Below are 16,685 nucleotides of genomic sequence, written 5' to 3'. Positions count from 1 at the left end.
TCATGACCTTCACCCCCGAAGCGTTCTCCCTCAAAGACAAGGCCGCGTTCATCACCGGCGCGGGCAGCGGCATCGGCCGGGCCATCGCCCTCGGCTTCGCCGCCTGCGGCGCCGACGTCGCCTGCTTCGACCGCGACGCCGAGGCCGCCCGGGTCACCGCCGACCAGATCGTCGCGGCGCGCGGCAGGGCTGTGGGCATCGGTGGAGACGTCACCTCCGCCGAGTCCCTGGCCGAGGCCGTCCGCACCGCCGTCGAATCGATCGGCCCGATCCGTACCGCGGTCAACTGCGCGGGCGTGGCCGGCGCCACCGCCGCCGAGGACATGTCGGCCGAGGACTTCCGCCGTGTCGTCGACATCAACCTCACCGGTGTGTTCCTCAGCGCCCAGGCAGAGGCCCGCGTGATGCTCGCCCACGGCGGCGGCTCGATCATCAACATCGCCTCCATGTCCGGGACCATCGCCAACCGCGGACTGCTGCAGGCCCACTACAACGCCTCCAAGGCCGGTGTCATGCACCTCACCAAGAGCCTGGCCACGGAGTGGGCCGACCGCGCAGTCCGGGTCAACTCGATCAGCCCTGGCTACACCCTCACGCCGATGAACAAGCGGCCAGAGGTGGCCGAACGTCTCAAGGCGTACGCCGCCGACACCCCGCTCGGCCGGATCGCCGAGGTCGAGGAGATGGTGGGCCCCGCGGTCTTCCTCGCCTCCGACGCCGCGTCCTTCGTCACCGGCTCCGACCTGATCGTCGACGGCGGTTACATCTGCTGGTGAGTGATCAGGCCATCAAGGCCGCAGCCGTCTCCTGATCGGTCACCAGCACGTCCACCAGGCCGCCCGCCACGGCCGACTGGATCGCCTTGTGCTTACGGCTGCCGCCCGCCACCCCTATCTTCCGGCGGGCGGCAGCAAGCTGCTCACGGGTGATGCCGACGACCCGGGAGTCCAGCTCGGACTCAACCGGTCGGCCCTTGGCGTCGTAGAACCGCAGACACACATCGCCCACCGCGCCCTGCTTCTCCAGTTCGGCGCGCTCCTCGTCGGAGAAGGCGTTACCGCTGCGGGCGAGCGTGCTGGACGGGGTGATCTCGCCGATGCCCACCAACGCCACGTCCAGGTCGCCCAGCTCGCCCAGAGCCGCCGACACGAACGGATCCGCGCGCAACGCCTGCGCGCTCTCCGCCGACCCGGCCACACCGGGCGCCTGCAGATAGACCGCCTCACCGTTCACCAACTGCGCCAGCTGGCCGGTCATGCGGGAGGCGTGGCCCGCCGCGGCAGGGTCACCGATGCCGCCCACCGCCTGCACGATGCGCACGTCCTTCAATCCGGGGACCGGCTGCATTGCCTGGACCGTGGCGAGCAGGCTGGCGCTCCACGACGAAATGCCCACGGTGTCGCTCGAGCGCAACGTCGTCTGAAGGTAGTAAGCGGCGGCCGCGCCGAGATCGCCGAGCATCGTGCGCTCGTTGTCCGGAGCGGTGTCGACGACCAGGGCGAGCTTCACCCCGTACCGCTCCTGCAGGCCGTCCTCCAGGTCCGGGTGGGTGCCGGAGGGCGGCGTCACGGTGATCCGCACAATGCCACGGTCCTGCGCCTTCTTCAGCAGCCGCGACACCTTCGCCTGCGACAGATCCAGCCGCGCCGCGATCTCCGGCTGCCGGACGCCCTGAAGGTGATACAGCCGGGCCACGTGCGTCATCATCCGCAGTTCCTCGCCGACGATCGCCACCGGACCCCTCTTCTGTCGTCTTGTGCCATCCGAGCCGCCGGAGCGCACGCATGCCCACGCTTGCTTCGACAGCCCTGCATAGATATTCGCATAGGCCAGGGCGGAGTCGGGTGGGCGCAGAACAAACGCAGGCTCGGCGACTGTGAGCAGGTGCAGCCGGCCTACGCCGGTCCGGCATGGGTCAGCCGTGGCTGGGCTCTCGACGGCTCCGTCGCGCGCGGACGCTGCGACAACCGGTGCGGGGCCGGGTCTCGACACCAGGGCCCAGGAAGGCGGCGCAGGCGAGGACGACGAGCATGGCGGGGCGCAGGACAACGTGATCGCCGAGGTAGCCGAGGCCGGGCGGTCCGGCGAGCAAGGCGACTACCGTGAAGCGGTTCTCGCCAACTTGATCGTCCAGATCCCACGGACCGTTGTGTCCGTACGTAACGAGCAGCTTCTTCTCGTCACGCATCTTGTAGCCCGTGTTAAGGCAGTCGACGACACGGCCCAGCCGTTCCGCACGCAGGGTAAGGAGATTCGACGGCCACCCCCAGGACGACCTTGCTCACCCCAGGAAGCTCAACCGCACATGACGGTTGGTATTGGAGATGTTGGTGTCGACCAGGCACACCGACTGCCAGGTCCCCAACTCGAGGCGGCCCCCAAGGACCGGCAGCGTGGCGTGCGGAGGCACGAGCGCGGGGAGTACGTGGTCACGACCGTGACCGGGGCTGCCGTGGCGGTGCTGCCAGCGGTCGTCGGCGGGGAGCAGGGTGTGGAGGGCGGCGAGGAGGTCGTCGTCGCTGCCGGCTCCGGTTTCGATGATCGCTACTCCGGCGGTGGCGTGGGGCACAAAAATGTTCAGCAGGCCGTCGCGGTCGCCCGCCGCCTCACTGAGGAAGGCCTCGCATTCGTGGGTGAGGTCTACGACCGTCTCCGAGGAACCGGTGGCGACGTTCAGTACGCGGGTGTTGAAGGCATCGGACATGAGTCAATCCTGGCGCACCGGCCGGCTTCGGTGCCCGGCCGGTCTCCCGACTCGGGAAGATCCGGACTCCCAGTCGAGTTAGTAGAAGCGTGAACGAAACCGGGGTACCAGAAGCGGCACGAGAAGTCGACGTGGTCGTCATCGGCGCTGGGCAGGCCGGACTGTCCAGCGCTTACCACTTGAGGCGCACCGGTTACGAGCCGGAGCGGGACTTCGTGGTTCTGGACCATGCGCCGCAGCCGGGCGGCGCATGGCAGTTCCGGTGGCCCTCGCTCACATACGGCAAGGTGCACGGGATGCACTCGCTGCCCGGCATGGAACTGACGGACGCGGACCCGCACCGCCCGTCCTCCGAGGTCATCTCGGAGTACTTCGACGCCTATGAGCGCGCCTTCGGTCTTCGGGTGCGGCGACCCGTCGACGTGCGGACCGTACGCGAGGGCACAGGCGGGCGCCTCCTCGTGGAGACCTCGACGGGGACCTGGTCGACGCGGGCGCTGATCAATGCGACGGGCACCTGGGACCGGCCGTTCTGGCCCCGCTATCCGGGCCAGGAGACCTTCCGAGGACGGCAGTTGCACACGGCTCAGTACCCCGGCCCCGAGGAGTTCGCCGGGCAGCGGGTCGTCGTCGTGGGCGGCGGCACCTCCGGCACGCAGCACCTGATGGAGATCGCGCCGTACGCGGCCGAGACCACGTGGGTGACACGGCGACCGCCGGTCTTCCACGAGGGGCCCTTCGACGAGGGCGCGGGGCGGTCCGCGGTCGCGCTGGTGGAGGAGCGGGTCCGGCGGGGGCTTCCGCCCCAGAGCGTCGTGTCGGTCACGGGGCTGCCGCTCAACGACACAATCCGGCAGGCGATCGACGACAGGGTCCTGGACCGTCTGCCGATGTTCGACCGGATCACTCCGGACGGCGTGGAATGGGACGACGGCCGTCGTGTGGACGCCGACGTCATTCTGTGGGCAACCGGTTTCCGCGCGGCGATCGACCATCTGGCACCCCTGCGGCTGCGTGAGCCGGGCGGTGGCATCCGGGCCGAGGGGACGCGTGCGGTCGCTGATCCGCGCGTCCATCTGGTCGGGTACGGGCCGTCGGCCAGCACGATCGGCGCCAACCGTGCGGGGCGCTCAGCGGTACGGGACATCCGCCGACTGCTGGCACAGGTGCCGGTCGCCGCGTGAGGTCCGCTGCGCCGCGGCTCAGCGGGACGCGGACGCGCTCGGGTGGTTCCGGTTGAACTCGGCGACGTTCTTCTGGTGTTCCGCGTAGTCGGCCGTGAAGCGTGTGTCGCCCGGCTTGACCGTGACGAAGTACAGCCAGTCGCCCTGCGCCGGACTGACCGCGGCACGCATCGCGTCCTCGCCGGGGTTGGCGATCGGCGTGGGCGGCAGACCCATCCGCTGGTACGTGTTGTACGGGCTGTTGAGCTTCGTGTCGCGCTCGCTGGTGCGGAGCGTGGTGCGGTTCAGCGCGTAGTTGATCGTCGAGTCCATCTGGAGCGGCATACCGCGGGCGAGGCGGTTGTAGATGACGCGCGCCACCTTGCCCATGTCCGCCTTGGTGTCCGCCTCGGCCTGGACCATGCTCGCGACGGTGACGGTCTGATAGACGTTCATCGCGTTCCGCTCGGCCCCGGCCGTGACCGTGCCGCCGCTGAACTTCTTGTTCGCCGTAGTGACCATGTACGAGAGCAGGGACGCCGGAGTCGACTTCTCGCCGATCGGATATGTGGCCGGGAAGAGGTAGCCCTCGGGGTTGCCGCTCGCGTCCTCGGGGAGCTCGAGGCGGGCCTTGTCCAGCGACTTCTTGGTGGTGCCCGCGGGCAGGGCGAGAGCCTTGTCGACGGCCTTGTACACCTGGCGGGCGCGCCAGCCCTCCGGGACAACGAGTCGCTCAGGTCCCTGGGCTTCGTCCGTGCTCAGCAGCGGCACCGCCACGGCGGTGGCCGCCATGACGGCTCCGGTCGCGATGAGAGCGATCCGGCCTCGGCGCGTCAGTCGAATCGTTCTCCGTGGCGGAGTGTGGGTCTGCATGCGGGCACGCTAACCCGCATAAAGACATAAACCCGGCATATCTTCATTTTGTTGGCTCCAGTTGGGCGTCCCGCCGCACCAGTGCGGCGTAACGGCCCTCGTGCTCCAGCAGCTCCTCGTGAGTGCCGCGCTCGACCGCGCGCCCGGAGTCCAGGACCACGATCTGGTCGGCGCCCCGAATGGTGGACAGCCGGTGCGCGATGGTGAGCGTGGTCCGGTTGGCAGAGAGGGCGTCGATGGCCTCCTGCACGGCACGCTCGGTGCGGGTGTCCAGGGCGCTGGTCGCCTCGTCGAGGATCAGTACGGGCGGGTCGCGCAGGATGGTGCGGGCGATGGCGAGGCGCTGCTTCTCGCCACCGGAGAAGCGGTGTCCCCGCTCGCCCACCATCGTGTCGTACCCCTCTGGCAGGGACGCGATGTGGTCGTGGATCTGGGCGGCCTTCGCGGCGGCGTGCAGTTCCTCGTCGGTGGCGTCCGGCTTGGCGAAGCGCAGGTTGTCGGCGACGGAGGCGTGGAAGAGGTACGTCTCCTGGGAGACGACGCCGACCGCGCGCGCGAGGGTGTCGAAGTCGAGGTCCCGGACGTCGACCCCGTCGAGTGTGACGCGGCCGCCGGTGACGTCGTACAGCCGTGGCACGAGATAGCTGAGCGTCGACTTTCCGGCGCCGGTGGTGCCGACGACGGCGAGACTGCCGCCCGCGGGGATGGTGATGTCGATGCCGTCGAGTATCGGACTGCTCTTGTCGTCGTAGCGGAACTCGACGTCCTCGAAGCGGACTTCGCCCTTGACCTGGTCGAGGTGGACCGGGCGCTCGGGCTCGGTGATGTCGATGGGCAGGTCGAGGTACTCGAAGATGCGCTGGAACAGGGCGAGCGAGGTCTGGATCTGCACACCGGTGGACAGCAGGCTGACGGTCGGCCGGAACAGGCCCTGCTGCAGCGATACGAAGGCGACGAGCGTGCCGATGGAGACGGCGGGTCCGCCGAACTGGACCGCCAGGCCCGCGGTCCAGTAGATGACGGCCGGCATGGCGGCCATGACGATCGAGATGACGGCCATGCGCCAGCGTCCCGCCATGTTCGACCGCACTTCGAGGTCGACGAGACCCTCGGACTCGTCCGCGAAGGACCGGGTGAGCGAGTCGGAACGGCCCATGGTGCGGCCGAGCAGGATGCCGCCGACGGAGAGCGATTCGGTGACGGTGGCGGCCATCACGGCCATCTGCTTCTGCCGCTGGGTGGTGATCTTCTTGCGTTCGTTGCCGACTCTGCGGCTGATCCATACGAACAGGGGCAGCAGAAGCAGCGAGACGACGGTCAGCCGCCAGTCCAGGGCGACCATCGCGACGATCGTGGCGATGACGCTGGTGAGATTGGAGACCAGTGAGGTGGCCGTCGAGGTGACCGTGGCCTGCATGCCGCCGATGTCGTTCGCGATACGCGACTGGACCTCGCCCGTGCGCGTTCTGGTGAAGAAGGCGAGCGACATGCGCTGCAGCCGGTCATAGACGGCGGTGCGCAGGTCGTGCATGACGCGCTGCCCGACCGTCGTGGAGATGAGGGTCTGCAGAACGCCGAAGACGCTGGTGAGTACGGCACTGAGGATCATCCCGAGCGCGAGCAGACTCAGCAGGCCGGTGCGGCCCTGCGGGATCGCGGTGTCGAGGATCTCCTTCAGCAGGAAGGGCGTGGCGACCGACACCAGCGACGCGGCGCCGACGAGCAGGCCGACGACGGCGAGCCGGCCGCGGTAGGGATGGAAGAGCTTCAGGATGCGGCGCACCTGCCGCGGCTGTCCGGGCTCAGCGGGCGGCGGCATCCAGGGGAGTTGGTCGGGAGGCATGGGCTCCTACGGGATGTGGGACGAAGATTGACTGAGGGAGCATAGCTCATTGTTACCTATACTCACAATGCACTACGTCCTGATATTGTTCCCGCATGGACACCCCCGACGCCGACGGCGTGCTCGCCGAGCAGCTGCTGCGGTTGACCCGTCGTGTGCACCGCATCCAGAAGCGTCATCTTCAGCAGCGCGGGCTCGGTATCACTCCGGCCCAGTCACGGCTGTTGCGCACCCTCGCGCCCTACGCTTCGCCGCCGCGCATGACCGATCTGGCCGAGCGTCTGGAAGTGGTGCCCCGGGCCGTGACGACGCTGGTCGACGGTCTGGAGGCCAGCGGCAAGGTGCGTCGCGTACCCGACCCGACCAATCGCCGGGTGATACGGATCGAGCTCACGGACGACGGGCGCCGGGCCCTGCGCGAGCTGCGCGGCGCGCGCCGGGCCGCGGCGGAGGACATCCTCGCCCCGCTGACGGACGAGCAGCGCAAGGTGCTGGGCGGGTTGCTGGACACACTGGTCGACGGGATGCCCGCAGTGGAGGACTGAACAGAGCGGGGCCCGGCGTGCGGTGAACGCCGGGCCCCGCTCTCTCAACTCACGCAGCCCGCGGGCTACTTGGCCGGTGTCTTGACCTCGGCGTCCTCGGGAGCGGTGCTCTCGACAGCGGCGCCCTCGGGAGCCGCGCCCTCAGGGGAGGGCTTCCCCGTCTGCGACGTGTCCTCGGAAGCGGGTGCCTCCGTCTTCGGCTTGCCCTCGTCGGCCTCGTCTTCCTCCACGAACGCGATCTCACCGTCGAGCATCTTCTTGGCCCGATCCGTGTCGAGCGCCCCCTCCCACTTCGACACCGCGAACACGGCGACGCAGTTGCCGAGCAGGTTGGTGACGACGCGCATCGAGTCCATGATGCGGTCGACGCCGAGCAGCAGGGCCACGGCCCCGGCGGGGATGGCACCGAGCGATGACGCGGTCGCCGACAGGGCGAGGAAGGCCGAACCGGGGATGCCGGCCATGCCCTTGCTGGTCAGCATGAGGACCAGGACCACGGTGATCTGCTGGCTCAGGCTGAGGTCCACGCCGACGGCCTGCGCGATGAACAGCGTGCCGATGGAGAGGTAGATGGAGGCGCCGTCGAGGTTGAACGAGTAGCCGGTGGGCAGCACCAGGCCCACGGCGTCGTCGCGGGCGCCTGCCTGGCGCAGCTTCTGCATCATGCGCGGCAGGACGGATTCGCTGGAGGCGGTGCCGAGCGCGAGCAGCATCTCCTCGCGCGTGTAGCGCACGAACTTCCACAGGCTGAGCCCGGTGACCAGCTTCAGCGCGACGCCGAGCAGCACGAGGAAGATCGCGGCAACGGCGTAGCAGAGGATGATGAGTTTGCCGTAGGTCTTCATCACCCCGAGGCCGTACTCCCCCACCAGGTGAACCATCGCGCCGAACACGGCGAGCGGTGCCAGCTTCATGACGAAGCCGACGATGGCGAAGATGACCTCCTGGGCCTGCTCGATGGCCGGGAGGATCTTGGGCACCTTGGTGTGGCCGAGGTGGAGCAGGGCGGCGCCGACCAGGCAGGCCAGCACCAGCACCTGGAGCAGCGAGTTCTCGGCGAACGCGCCGATCGCACTCTGCGGCAGCGCTTCCAGGATGAACTCGGTGGTCGACGGCAGTGAACCGCCGGCGGTCTTGTCGTCGACCGCCGAGGTGTCTAGCTGCGAGGGGTCGACGTTCATGCCGGAGCCGGGGCTGACCACATTGGCGGCGATCAGACCGATGAGCAGAGCGGCCGTGGACGCGACCTCGAACCAGATCAGGGCCTTGAGCCCGATCCGCCCGAAGGCCTTGAGGTTGCCGGCTTTGGCGATGCCGACGACGACCACGCAGAACACGAGCGGCGAGATCACCGTTTTGATGAGCCGGATGAAACCGTCGCCGAGCGGCTGGAAGGTCGTGGCCGTGTCCGGCCACAACCTTCCGACGACGATTCCGAGCACAAGGGCGACGGCGACCTGCGCGAACAATGAGGTACGCAATATGCGTGCGACGCGTCGCGTGGGGGACGGTACAGACGGCGGCACGGGGGCACTCCTCCGAACGGGACTTCTGGCATGCGGAAAAACACTTCCGCGCAGATCACTATCGGGGGCGTTTACTACCGCTGACAACGTCCATGTCACGTCCATGTAAATGATGGAGCGTGTGACACGTCACACATGCCCTCGTCTCAGCAGCGCTCGCGATCCTCGGTGAGCGTCCCCTGGACGGTGATCACGCTCCGGTCGTAGCATCCGCCCGACCCTCCCCCACTCTCGACTTCGCTCGAGCGGGGGGACCCCCACCGTCGGTAGCGCTCGCTCGTCGTGCCGACCGCGTGCCGCTGGTCGCGCGGCACATTCGCCGTATACGTCGCGTCGCCCGCATAGCTGTCGTCGAGCCGTGACCACGCGGTGCGTCGGCCGCCACGCATCTCCACGACGGCGGCCCGGTCCCCCAGCGACATGACGGTCCGCAGCCGGTCCCCGGCGCCCAGGGTCGTGGTGCCGTCCATCGTGTAAGTGCGCTGCGTGCGGGTCGACTTGGCCGGTCCGCGACCGTCGACGGTGACCGTCTCGTCGTCGGTCCAGGTCGCCTTCAGGGCGTCGGTGTTCTCGCCGTCGGTCCAGCGGTGTACGGAGGCATGGTCGAGCGATCGCTTGACGGTGGTCGCCACGCGGCCGTGCGAGGTGTCGACGTACCCGGACACGGTCAGCCGGTGACCGGCCTCGGTGTCCAGCCGATGCTCCGAACCGGGCGTGTACGTCGAGGAGTTGGCGAGGCCACCCACATGGTGCGCGGTCAGCTTTCCGGTCACCTGCTTGCTGTGGGCATCCTGCTGGACGAGGACGTTCACCGGGGTGCTCCAGCCGGTCTGCCCCTCCGGAACGCCGACGACGGAGACCTCGATCCGGTGCGGACGGCCGTCGTTGAGCAGCCCCGCGAAAGGCGTCAGGTCGTACTCGATGGGCTTGATGTCGAAGGCGCGGGGCCCCGGAATCACGTACCAGAGGAAGGGATTGGACCAGCCGCCGGTCCATACGGTCGGGAACGGCGTGGCGATGCCCGCCAGTTGGCCGTCGACCTTGATCTGCACCTCGCGGTAGGGGCCGTCGTCCGCCTTGCAGGAGTACGGCGCGGCATCGGGCACCGTCAGATACCAGTACTCCTCGCAGCCGCCGCCCGATCCCGTGGCGTAGACCTCGGCGACGATGCGTTCGCTGTTGCGGGGCGTGGTGAGGGTGCCGTCCTGGAGGGTGAGGACGCGGTCGGGGGTGGTGGCCGCGGGCCCGCCCTCGTAGAAGGTCAGCGTCACCTTGACGTCGATGATGCCCGTGTACGTGTCGTCGACGACGTTCCCGATGAGCATCTCGACGTCCTGGCTCTGCCGGAACGTGTCGCTGTAGCGCGTGACGTCCTTCTCCACCGACCACTCGATGCCGTCCGGCGAGGGCTGCGGGGTGGACGTACGGAAGACCTCGACTCCGCCGATGTGCAGATAGCCGAGCCGGTCGAACTGCCGTCCCTTCACCTTGCCGTCGAGTCGCAGCACGACCTTGCTCCATCGGTCGCCGCAGCCGCTCGGGGGTGCGTACGTGCCCTTGTACGGCGTGAAGTCGCGGAACTGCGCTTCGGCGACCGTCACTTCGCAGGACTCCGCGTCGGGTCTGGTGACCGGCGGGGCGGCGGTCAGGGGGTCGTGCCAGTCGGTGCCGAACTCCGCGGGCGGGGCGGCGGAATCGGCGGCGAGGGTGTGGGATGGCGCAGCCGGGGCTGGGGGCGCGCCGAGGAGGGTGCTCGCCGCGAGGGTCACTCCGGCGAGCATGGACATGATGATCCGTCTTCTCATGGCCGGTGTTCTACGGGGAGTTGGCGCTGCTCGCAATGAGCCCTCGGGCGATGACTCAGCCCTCTCGACGGGCTACTGCCATGTCAGTACGGTGGTGCGACCGGTTGGCGAGGGGGCGCTATGGATCCGGAACGGGACGATGACGCACCACACGAGTTGCCTCGTTTCGCCACCGTTCCGGTCGCCTCTCTGGCAGTCGGTTTCGCCGCCGTACTGACCGCGCTGTCCGGCCGGTACGGCTACCACCGGGACGAGTTGTACTTCCTCGCGGCCGGCGATCACTTGGCGTGGGGGTACGTCGACCAGCCGCCGCTGACTCCTCTCGTCGCGCGGGCGGCCACCGCGCTGTTCGGGGACTCGACGGTCGGGCTGCGGGTCGCGGCGACGCTTGCTTTCGTCGCCGTCGTCTTCGTGGTCGCCCTCCTTGCAAGGGAGTTGGGCGCCGACCGGGGGGCGCAAGTGCTCGCCGCGGGGCTCGCGGGTCTGGGCGCGCAGCCGCTGGCGGTCGGGCACATGGTGTCGACTGCCACCTTCGACCTGCTGGTGTGGCTGGTGATCTGCTGGCTGGTGCTGCGGCTCCTGCGTACCGGGGACGGGCGGTGGTGGCTGCCGGTCGGTCTGTGCGTCGGGGTCGGTCTGCTGAACAAGTACCTCGTGGCGCTGCTGGTCGTGGCGCTGCTCGCGGCTGTGTTCGCCGTGGGGCCGCGGCGGGTGTTGCGCAGTCCGTGGCTGCTCGCCGGGGCCGCTGTCGCCCTCGCGGTGGCGGCGCCCAACCTGTGGTGGCAGGCCGGTCACGACTGGCCGCAGTGGACCGTCGCGAAGGGGATCAGCTCGGACGACGGGACCGAGAACCGGATCCTGTTCGTCCCCCAGCAACTCATCTATCTCTCACCGCTGTTCGTGCCCGTCTGGGTCGCGGGGTGGCTGCGGCTGTGGCGTGATCCGGCACTGCGCTGGGCGCGGGCGACAGCCGTGGCGTATCCGCTGCTGTGTGGGCTTGTCCTTGGGCTGGGCGGCAAGGGGTACTACGCCGTGCCGCTGCTGATCGTGCTGCTGGTGGCGGGCTGCGAGCCGGTCCTCGCCTGGACGCGTCGGCATGGCCGTACATGGCCCGTGGTCGCCGTCGTGCTGAGCGCGGCGATCAACGCGATGGTGACGCTGCCCGTGCTGCCGCAGAGCGCGCTCGCCGTACCCATGGCGCTCAACAAGGAACAGGGAGAACAGGTCGGTTGGCCCGCGCTGGCCGACGCGGCGAGTGAAGGGTGGTCCGAGATACCCGCGCGTGAGCAGGAGCGCGCCGTGATTTTCACGCAGAACTACGGCGAGGCGGGTGCTCTCGACCGCTACGGGGCCGCACGCGGCCTGCCCAAGCCCTACTCCGGCCATATGAGCTACGCCGACTGGGGTCCTCCGCCGGACTCGGCAGACGGACCTGTGCTCCTCGTCCGGCAGGAGGACGCGCGCGACATCGAGCGGTACTTCACCGGCTGCCGTCAGGTCGCCCACGTCGACAACGGGCACGGCGTGGAGAACGAGGAGCAGGACGCGGCGATCGTCCTCTGCTCGGGAACGACCCAGCCGTGGTCAGGGCTGTGGCCCTCGCTCCGGCACTACTACTGAGGGCTTGGGCTGAGGGCTTGGACTTGTGGCTGGTGAGCTGGTGGGGCCGTGCCGACGGGGAAGTCGACGAAGGGCTTGTCAGGCCTTGAGATTCGCCTTGTCGCCCATCACCACGACCGGGTGCTTGGCCGGGTCGAGGGTGCGCAGCAGGTACTCCATGCCCGACTTGGACAGGCTCACGCAGGCCGACGTACCGCTGCCGTGGTCCATGTGCAGCCAGATGCCGCCGCCCTTGGACTGGCCCTGGGGGCGGGTCGGGTCGTTGGGCGAGGTGCCCTTGACGCGGTTGTAGTCGATGGCGATGACGTAATCGAAGTCGTGCCAGTGCGACTTGGCCCAGTAGCGCGGGGCCTGGAAGCCCGCGGACCGGGTGTACGGGAGCCCCGCGCCCGGATCGGGGAGGACGCCGCCCGCGTCGCTGAGGGTGAACACGCCGACGGGGCTGCGGTTGTCGCCCTCGCGGTGGTCGGCGGTCCAGCCCTTCTTGCCGTTGTGCCCCTGCCAGCTGCGCGTCTGGTCCCAGGTGGAACCGGACTTCGTGTAGAGGACGATCCTGGACTCCGCCGAGTCCTTGCCCTCGCCGTAGACCGCCACGACTTGACGGGAGTTGGCCGGAATCTGCTTCCGCAGCCTGTCCCCGACGTCGGGAATGCGCTTGAGGTCGACGGTGCGCGCCTGCGCCTGCCGCGGCCGGTCGCTCGACTTCGCTCCGCTCTCGCCGTCCGAACCGCCGCAGGCCGTCAGGGACATGAGAACGGCACCACAGGCCGCGGCCACAACTGTCGTACGCATCGCACCGCCGAATCGCATGCGATCCATCGTCGCACCGTGTTCCGGACTCTTGCGCCCGGCACCGGGGTATCCCGGCCATATGCGGACGGTCAGGGCCGAATCTTTGCCAGGCGGCGGAAAACCGTTTGCCTGCGGACACGCTGTGACGCGAACCTTGCACGGTTTGTTGCCTCCCCCCACCCCGTTCTACGAGCCCCCTGGGACGTCATGCAGATTCAAGACCTTCCGTATCCCGACCCGGGTGTGCCCGACGCCCGCTCGGGTCCCCGATTCCTGGTGTGGCTCGGCCGGAATCAACTCGGCGGACAGCTGAAGTCCCTGGCCTGGGGACTGCTGCACTTCCTCTCCGTGTGCGGGCTGCCCTTCTGTGTCGGTTTCGCCATCCAGGCCGTCGTGGACCGCTCCGGCACACGGCTGGCTCTGGCGGGTGGGCTGATCGCGCTGTGCGGGCTCGGTATCGCGGTGGGCGACACCATGCTGCACCGGAGCGCGGTCACCAACTGGATCACCGCCGCCGCCCGCGTCCAGCAGCTACTGGCCCGCAGGACCGCCCAGTTGGGCTCCGCGCTGACGCGGCGCGTGGCAGCCGGTGAGGTGGTCGCCGTATCGACCGGCGACGTGGAGAAGATCGGCTGGTTCGTGGAGGCCGTGTCACGGTTCACCGCGGCCGCCCTGACCATCGTCCTCGTCTGCGTCGCCCTGGTCGTGTACGAGCCCGCGCTCGGGATCGTCGTCGCCGTGGGCGTGCCCGTCCTGGCGCTCGCGGTGCTGCCACTGCTGCCGCGCGCCACCAGACGTGCCGACTTCCAGCGCGAGAAGGCGGGGCGCGCCACCGAGCTGGCCTCGGACACGGTCGCGGGTCTGCGCGTGCTGCGCGGCATCGGCGGCGAGGAGCTGTTCCTGGACCGGTACCGCAGGGCCTCGCAGGAGGTACGCCACGCCGCGGTCCGAAGCGCCAGGATGTGGTCGCTGATCGCCGCGGTGCAGGTGCTGCTGCCAGGTCTGCTGCTGATCGCGGTCGTCTGGCACGGCGTGAACCTGACCCGCGAGGGCCGGATCACCGTCGGCGAGATGGTCACCGTGTACAGCGCCGTCATGATCATGTCGTATCCCCTGCACCACTTCGTGGAGATCGCGATGGCGTACTCCTTCTCCCGGCCGTCCGCGAAACGTGCGGCCCGGGTGCTGGCGCTGGAGCGGGCGATGGACAGCAACGGCTCGCGCGAGGCGGTCGCGCCCGCCGGGGATCTGTACGACCCGGCGACCGGACTGCTCGCTCCGGCCGGAGTACTCACCGCCGTGGTGTGCGGTGACCCGGACGCGGCGGGGGTGCTGGCCGAGCGGCTCGGCGGGCACGCCGCGGACTCCTCGGAACTGCCGTCCGCGCTCCTCGGTGGCGTACCGCTGGACGAGCTGCCGCTCGACTCCGCCCGCACGGCTGTCCTCGTCCAGGACAAGGACCCGGTACTGCTGTCCGGAAGCCTTCGCGAACTGCTCGACGTGCCCGCCTCGGGCGGCGTCAGTGCCGAGGACGCGCTGGCCGCCGCGCAGTGCGGTGACGTCCTGGACGCGCTCGCCCAGGGATCGCTGGACGCCGAGGACCCGATGGACGTCCGGATCACCGAACGCGGGCGCTCGCTGTCCGGCGGCCAGCGCCAGCGCCTCGCGCTGGCACGGTCCCTGGTCACGGACCCGGAGGTGCTCGTCCTGGACGAGCCGACGTCCGCCGTCGACTCGCACACCGAAGCGCGGATCGCCGACGGCGTCCGGTCGCTGCGGCAGGGGCGTACGACGGTGGTCTTCACCTCGTCCCCGCTGCTCCTGGACCACGCGGACCGGGTCTTGCTCGTCCATGAGGGCGAGGTCGCCGCGGTCGGCCTGCACCGCGAACTGGTGCACAACGAACCCAGGTACCGCGCCGTGGTGACCCGTGAGACCGACGACGAGGCCGCCGCAGGCGACATGGACCACCTGGAAGCACTCGAAGAAATCGAGGAGACCGCATGATCGGCGTGGCGCCACCGGCCTACGACCCGGCTGCCCCGACGACGGCGAACACCCTGCCCGTCGGCGCCCCCGCGACCGTACGCGCCTACGTGAGCGAGCTGTTCCAACGGCACCGCCGGGCCTTCCTGCTGCTCATCACCGTCAACACGGTCGCCGTCGTCGCCTCGATGGTGGGCCCCTACCTGCTGGGCTCCCTCGTCGAGCGCGTCTCCGACAGCGCCGGCGCGGCGCGCGAACTGCATCTGGAACGCACCGCCGCGATCTTCGTCCTCGCGCTGGTCGTCCAGGCCGTCTTCGTACGCCAGGTGCGGCTGCGTGGCGCCATGCTCGGCGAGCGCATGCTGGCCGACCTGCGTGAGGACTTCCTCGTACGGTCGGTGGGGCTGCCGCCGGGTGTCCTGGAGCGGGCCGGGACGGGTGACCTGCTGTCCCGGATCACGACGGACATCGACCGGCTCGCCAACGCCATGCGCGAGGCCGTGCCCCAACTGGCCATCGGCGTGGTGTGGGTGGCGCTGCTGCTCGGCGGGCTCGCCGTGACCGCGCCGCCGCTCGCCCCCGCCGTGCTGGTCGCCGTCCCGCTCCTTGTGGCCGGCTGCCGCTGGTACTTCAAACGCGCGCCGTCGGCCTACCGCTCCGAGGCCGCCGGGTACGCGGCCGTGGCCGCCGTCCTCGCCGAGACCGTGGATGCCGGGCGCACCGTCGAGGCCCACCGCCTCGGCGAGCGTCGCATCGATCTGTCGGACCGACGGGTCAAGGAGTGGACCGCCTGGGAGCGGTACACCCTGTGGCTGCGTTCGGTGCTCTTCCCGGTCATCAACATCACGCATGTCACGGTCCTCGGTTCGGTCCTGATGATCGGCGGGTTCTTCGTCCTCCAGGGCTGGATCGGCGTCGGCCAGCTGACGACGGGCGCGCTCATCGCGCAGATGCTCGTCGACCCGGTCGGCCTGATCCTGCGCTGGTACGACGAGCTGCAGGTGGCCCATGTCTCGCTGGCCCGGCTGGTCGGCGTCCGCGACATCGAGCCGGACGCCGGTGACGGGTCGCTGGACCCGGACGGGCGCGAGGTGCGCGCCGACCGCGTGCACTTCGGCTACCGGGAAGGCGTCGACGTCCTGCGCAAGGTCTCGCTGGAGGTCGCGCCGGGCACCCGGCTGGCTTTGGTCGGCCCGTCCGGCGCGGGCAAGTCCACGCTGGGCAGGCTGCTCGCCGGCATCTACGCGCCCCGCGTCGGCCACATCACCCTGGGCGGCGCCGAACTGTCCGGGATGTCCGCCGAGCGCGTCCGCTCCCATGTGGCGCTGGTCAACCAGGAGCACCACGTTTTCGTGGGGTCCCTGCGCGACAACCTGCTGCTCGCCTGTACGGATGCCGATGACGCCGAGCTGTGGGCGGCTCTCGGCGCGGTGGACGCCGATGACTGGGCGCGGGCGCTGGACGACGGTCTGGACACCGAGGTCGGCTCGGGCGGGCTTGGCCTCACCCCGGCCCAGGCCCAGCAGATCGCGCTGGCCCGGCTGGTGCTCGCCGATCCGCACACGCTGGTCCTGGACGAGGCCACCTCGCTCCTCGACCCGCGCGCCGCCCGCCACCTGGAACGCTCCCTGGCCCGCGTCCTCGACGGGCGCACCGTGGTCGCCATCGCCCACCGGCTGCACACCGCGCATGACGCCGACGTCATCGCCGTCGTCGAGAACGGCCGCATCAGCGAACTCGGCAGCCACGACCAGTTGGTCACTGCCGACGGCGCGTACGCCGCGCTGTGGCGGTCCTGGCACGGGTGAGTCGGCGCTTCTCCGATCCC

14 protein-coding genes are annotated in these 16,685 nt (G+C 69.6%); 6 read left to right on the top strand and 8 right to left on the bottom strand.

Annotated features, from left to right (window positions below):
• Positions 1 to 2: 2 nt before the first annotated feature.
• A complete protein-coding gene (locus tag ACGFNK_RS17350; protein ID WP_393416654.1) occupies positions 3 to 776 on the top strand; it encodes an SDR family oxidoreductase in 774 nt (257 codons plus the stop codon).
• 4 nt (positions 777 to 780) lie between these two features.
• On the opposite strand, the gene ACGFNK_RS17345 is transcribed toward ACGFNK_RS17350, so the two are convergent.
• From ACGFNK_RS17345 to ACGFNK_RS17335, 3 genes are all read right to left on the bottom strand, one after another.
• Entirely contained in the window at positions 781 to 1,734 is a 954-nt protein-coding gene (locus ACGFNK_RS17345) for a sugar-binding transcriptional regulator (RefSeq protein WP_393416652.1), read from the bottom strand.
• 181 nt (positions 1,735 to 1,915) lie between these two features.
• Entirely contained in the window at positions 1,916 to 2,188 is a 273-nt protein-coding gene (locus tag ACGFNK_RS17340) for a hypothetical protein (RefSeq protein ID WP_393416650.1), read from the bottom strand.
• Positions 2,189 to 2,281: 93 nt separating this feature from the next.
• A complete protein-coding gene (locus tag ACGFNK_RS17335; RefSeq protein ID WP_393416648.1) occupies positions 2,282 to 2,704 on the bottom strand; it encodes a secondary thiamine-phosphate synthase enzyme YjbQ in 423 nt (140 codons plus the stop codon).
• Between the two features lie 89 nt (positions 2,705 to 2,793).
• On the opposite strand from ACGFNK_RS17335, the gene ACGFNK_RS17330 reads away from it, so the two are divergent.
• Entirely contained in the window at positions 2,794 to 3,888 is a 1,095-nt protein-coding gene (locus ACGFNK_RS17330) for an NAD(P)-binding domain-containing protein (protein ID WP_393416646.1), read from the top strand.
• Positions 3,889 to 3,906: 18 nt separating this feature from the next.
• On the opposite strand, the gene mltG is transcribed toward ACGFNK_RS17330, so the two are convergent.
• Together mltG and ACGFNK_RS17320 are read right to left on the bottom strand one after the other, a co-directional pair.
• A complete protein-coding gene (gene mltG / locus ACGFNK_RS17325) occupies positions 3,907 to 4,740 on the bottom strand; it encodes an endolytic transglycosylase MltG (protein WP_393416644.1) in 834 nt (277 codons plus the stop codon).
• 43 nt (positions 4,741 to 4,783) lie between these two features.
• On the bottom strand, positions 4,784 to 6,583 hold the full coding sequence (locus tag ACGFNK_RS17320) for an ABC transporter ATP-binding protein (protein ID WP_393416642.1): 1,800 nt from the start codon (positions 6,581 to 6,583) through the stop codon (positions 4,784 to 4,786).
• A 95-nt stretch (positions 6,584 to 6,678) separates the two neighbouring features.
• Between ACGFNK_RS17320 and ACGFNK_RS17315 the strand changes: the two genes are divergently transcribed.
• Complete coding sequence (locus ACGFNK_RS17315; protein WP_393416640.1) at positions 6,679 to 7,128, top strand: MarR family winged helix-turn-helix transcriptional regulator; 450 nt, start codon at positions 6,679 to 6,681, stop codon at positions 7,126 to 7,128.
• Positions 7,129 to 7,193: 65 nt separating this feature from the next.
• On the opposite strand, the gene ACGFNK_RS17310 is transcribed toward ACGFNK_RS17315, so the two are convergent.
• Complete coding sequence (locus ACGFNK_RS17310; protein ID WP_393416638.1) at positions 7,194 to 8,654, bottom strand: cation:dicarboxylate symporter family transporter; 1,461 nt, start codon at positions 8,652 to 8,654, stop codon at positions 7,194 to 7,196.
• A 146-nt stretch (positions 8,655 to 8,800) separates the two neighbouring features.
• A complete protein-coding gene (locus ACGFNK_RS17305; protein ID WP_393416636.1) occupies positions 8,801 to 10,459 on the bottom strand; it encodes a peptide-N4-asparagine amidase in 1,659 nt (552 codons plus the stop codon).
• Between the two features lie 120 nt (positions 10,460 to 10,579).
• Between ACGFNK_RS17305 and ACGFNK_RS17300 the strand changes: the two genes are divergently transcribed.
• A complete protein-coding gene (locus ACGFNK_RS17300; protein ID WP_393416634.1) occupies positions 10,580 to 12,079 on the top strand; it encodes a glycosyltransferase family 39 protein in 1,500 nt (499 codons plus the stop codon).
• Positions 12,080 to 12,157: 78 nt separating this feature from the next.
• Here the strand turns inward: ACGFNK_RS17300 and ACGFNK_RS17295 are convergent, their stop codons facing one another.
• On the bottom strand, positions 12,158 to 12,889 hold the full coding sequence (locus tag ACGFNK_RS17295; RefSeq protein WP_393416990.1) for a hypothetical protein: 732 nt from the start codon (positions 12,887 to 12,889) through the stop codon (positions 12,158 to 12,160).
• Positions 12,890 to 13,078: 189 nt separating this feature from the next.
• On the opposite strand from ACGFNK_RS17295, the gene ACGFNK_RS17290 reads away from it, so the two are divergent.
• Complete coding sequence (locus ACGFNK_RS17290) at positions 13,079 to 14,878, top strand: ABC transporter transmembrane domain-containing protein (RefSeq protein WP_393416632.1); 1,800 nt, start codon at positions 13,079 to 13,081, stop codon at positions 14,876 to 14,878.
• Positions 14,875 to 16,665, top strand: a complete 1,791-nt coding sequence (locus tag ACGFNK_RS17285; protein WP_393416630.1) for an ABC transporter ATP-binding protein — start codon at positions 14,875 to 14,877, stop codon at positions 16,663 to 16,665. The genes ACGFNK_RS17290 and ACGFNK_RS17285 overlap by 4 nt, the downstream gene beginning before the upstream one ends.
• The last annotated feature ends 20 nt before the right edge of the window (positions 16,666 to 16,685 follow it).

It is taken from the genome of Streptomyces sp. NPDC048825, assembly GCF_043198355.1.
Classification (GTDB): Bacteria; Actinomycetota; Actinomycetes; order Streptomycetales; family Streptomycetaceae; genus Streptomyces; species Streptomyces xiangluensis.
The sequence above is the reverse complement of the archived record's forward strand: the minus strand, read 5'-3'. Positions and strand labels throughout refer to the sequence as shown.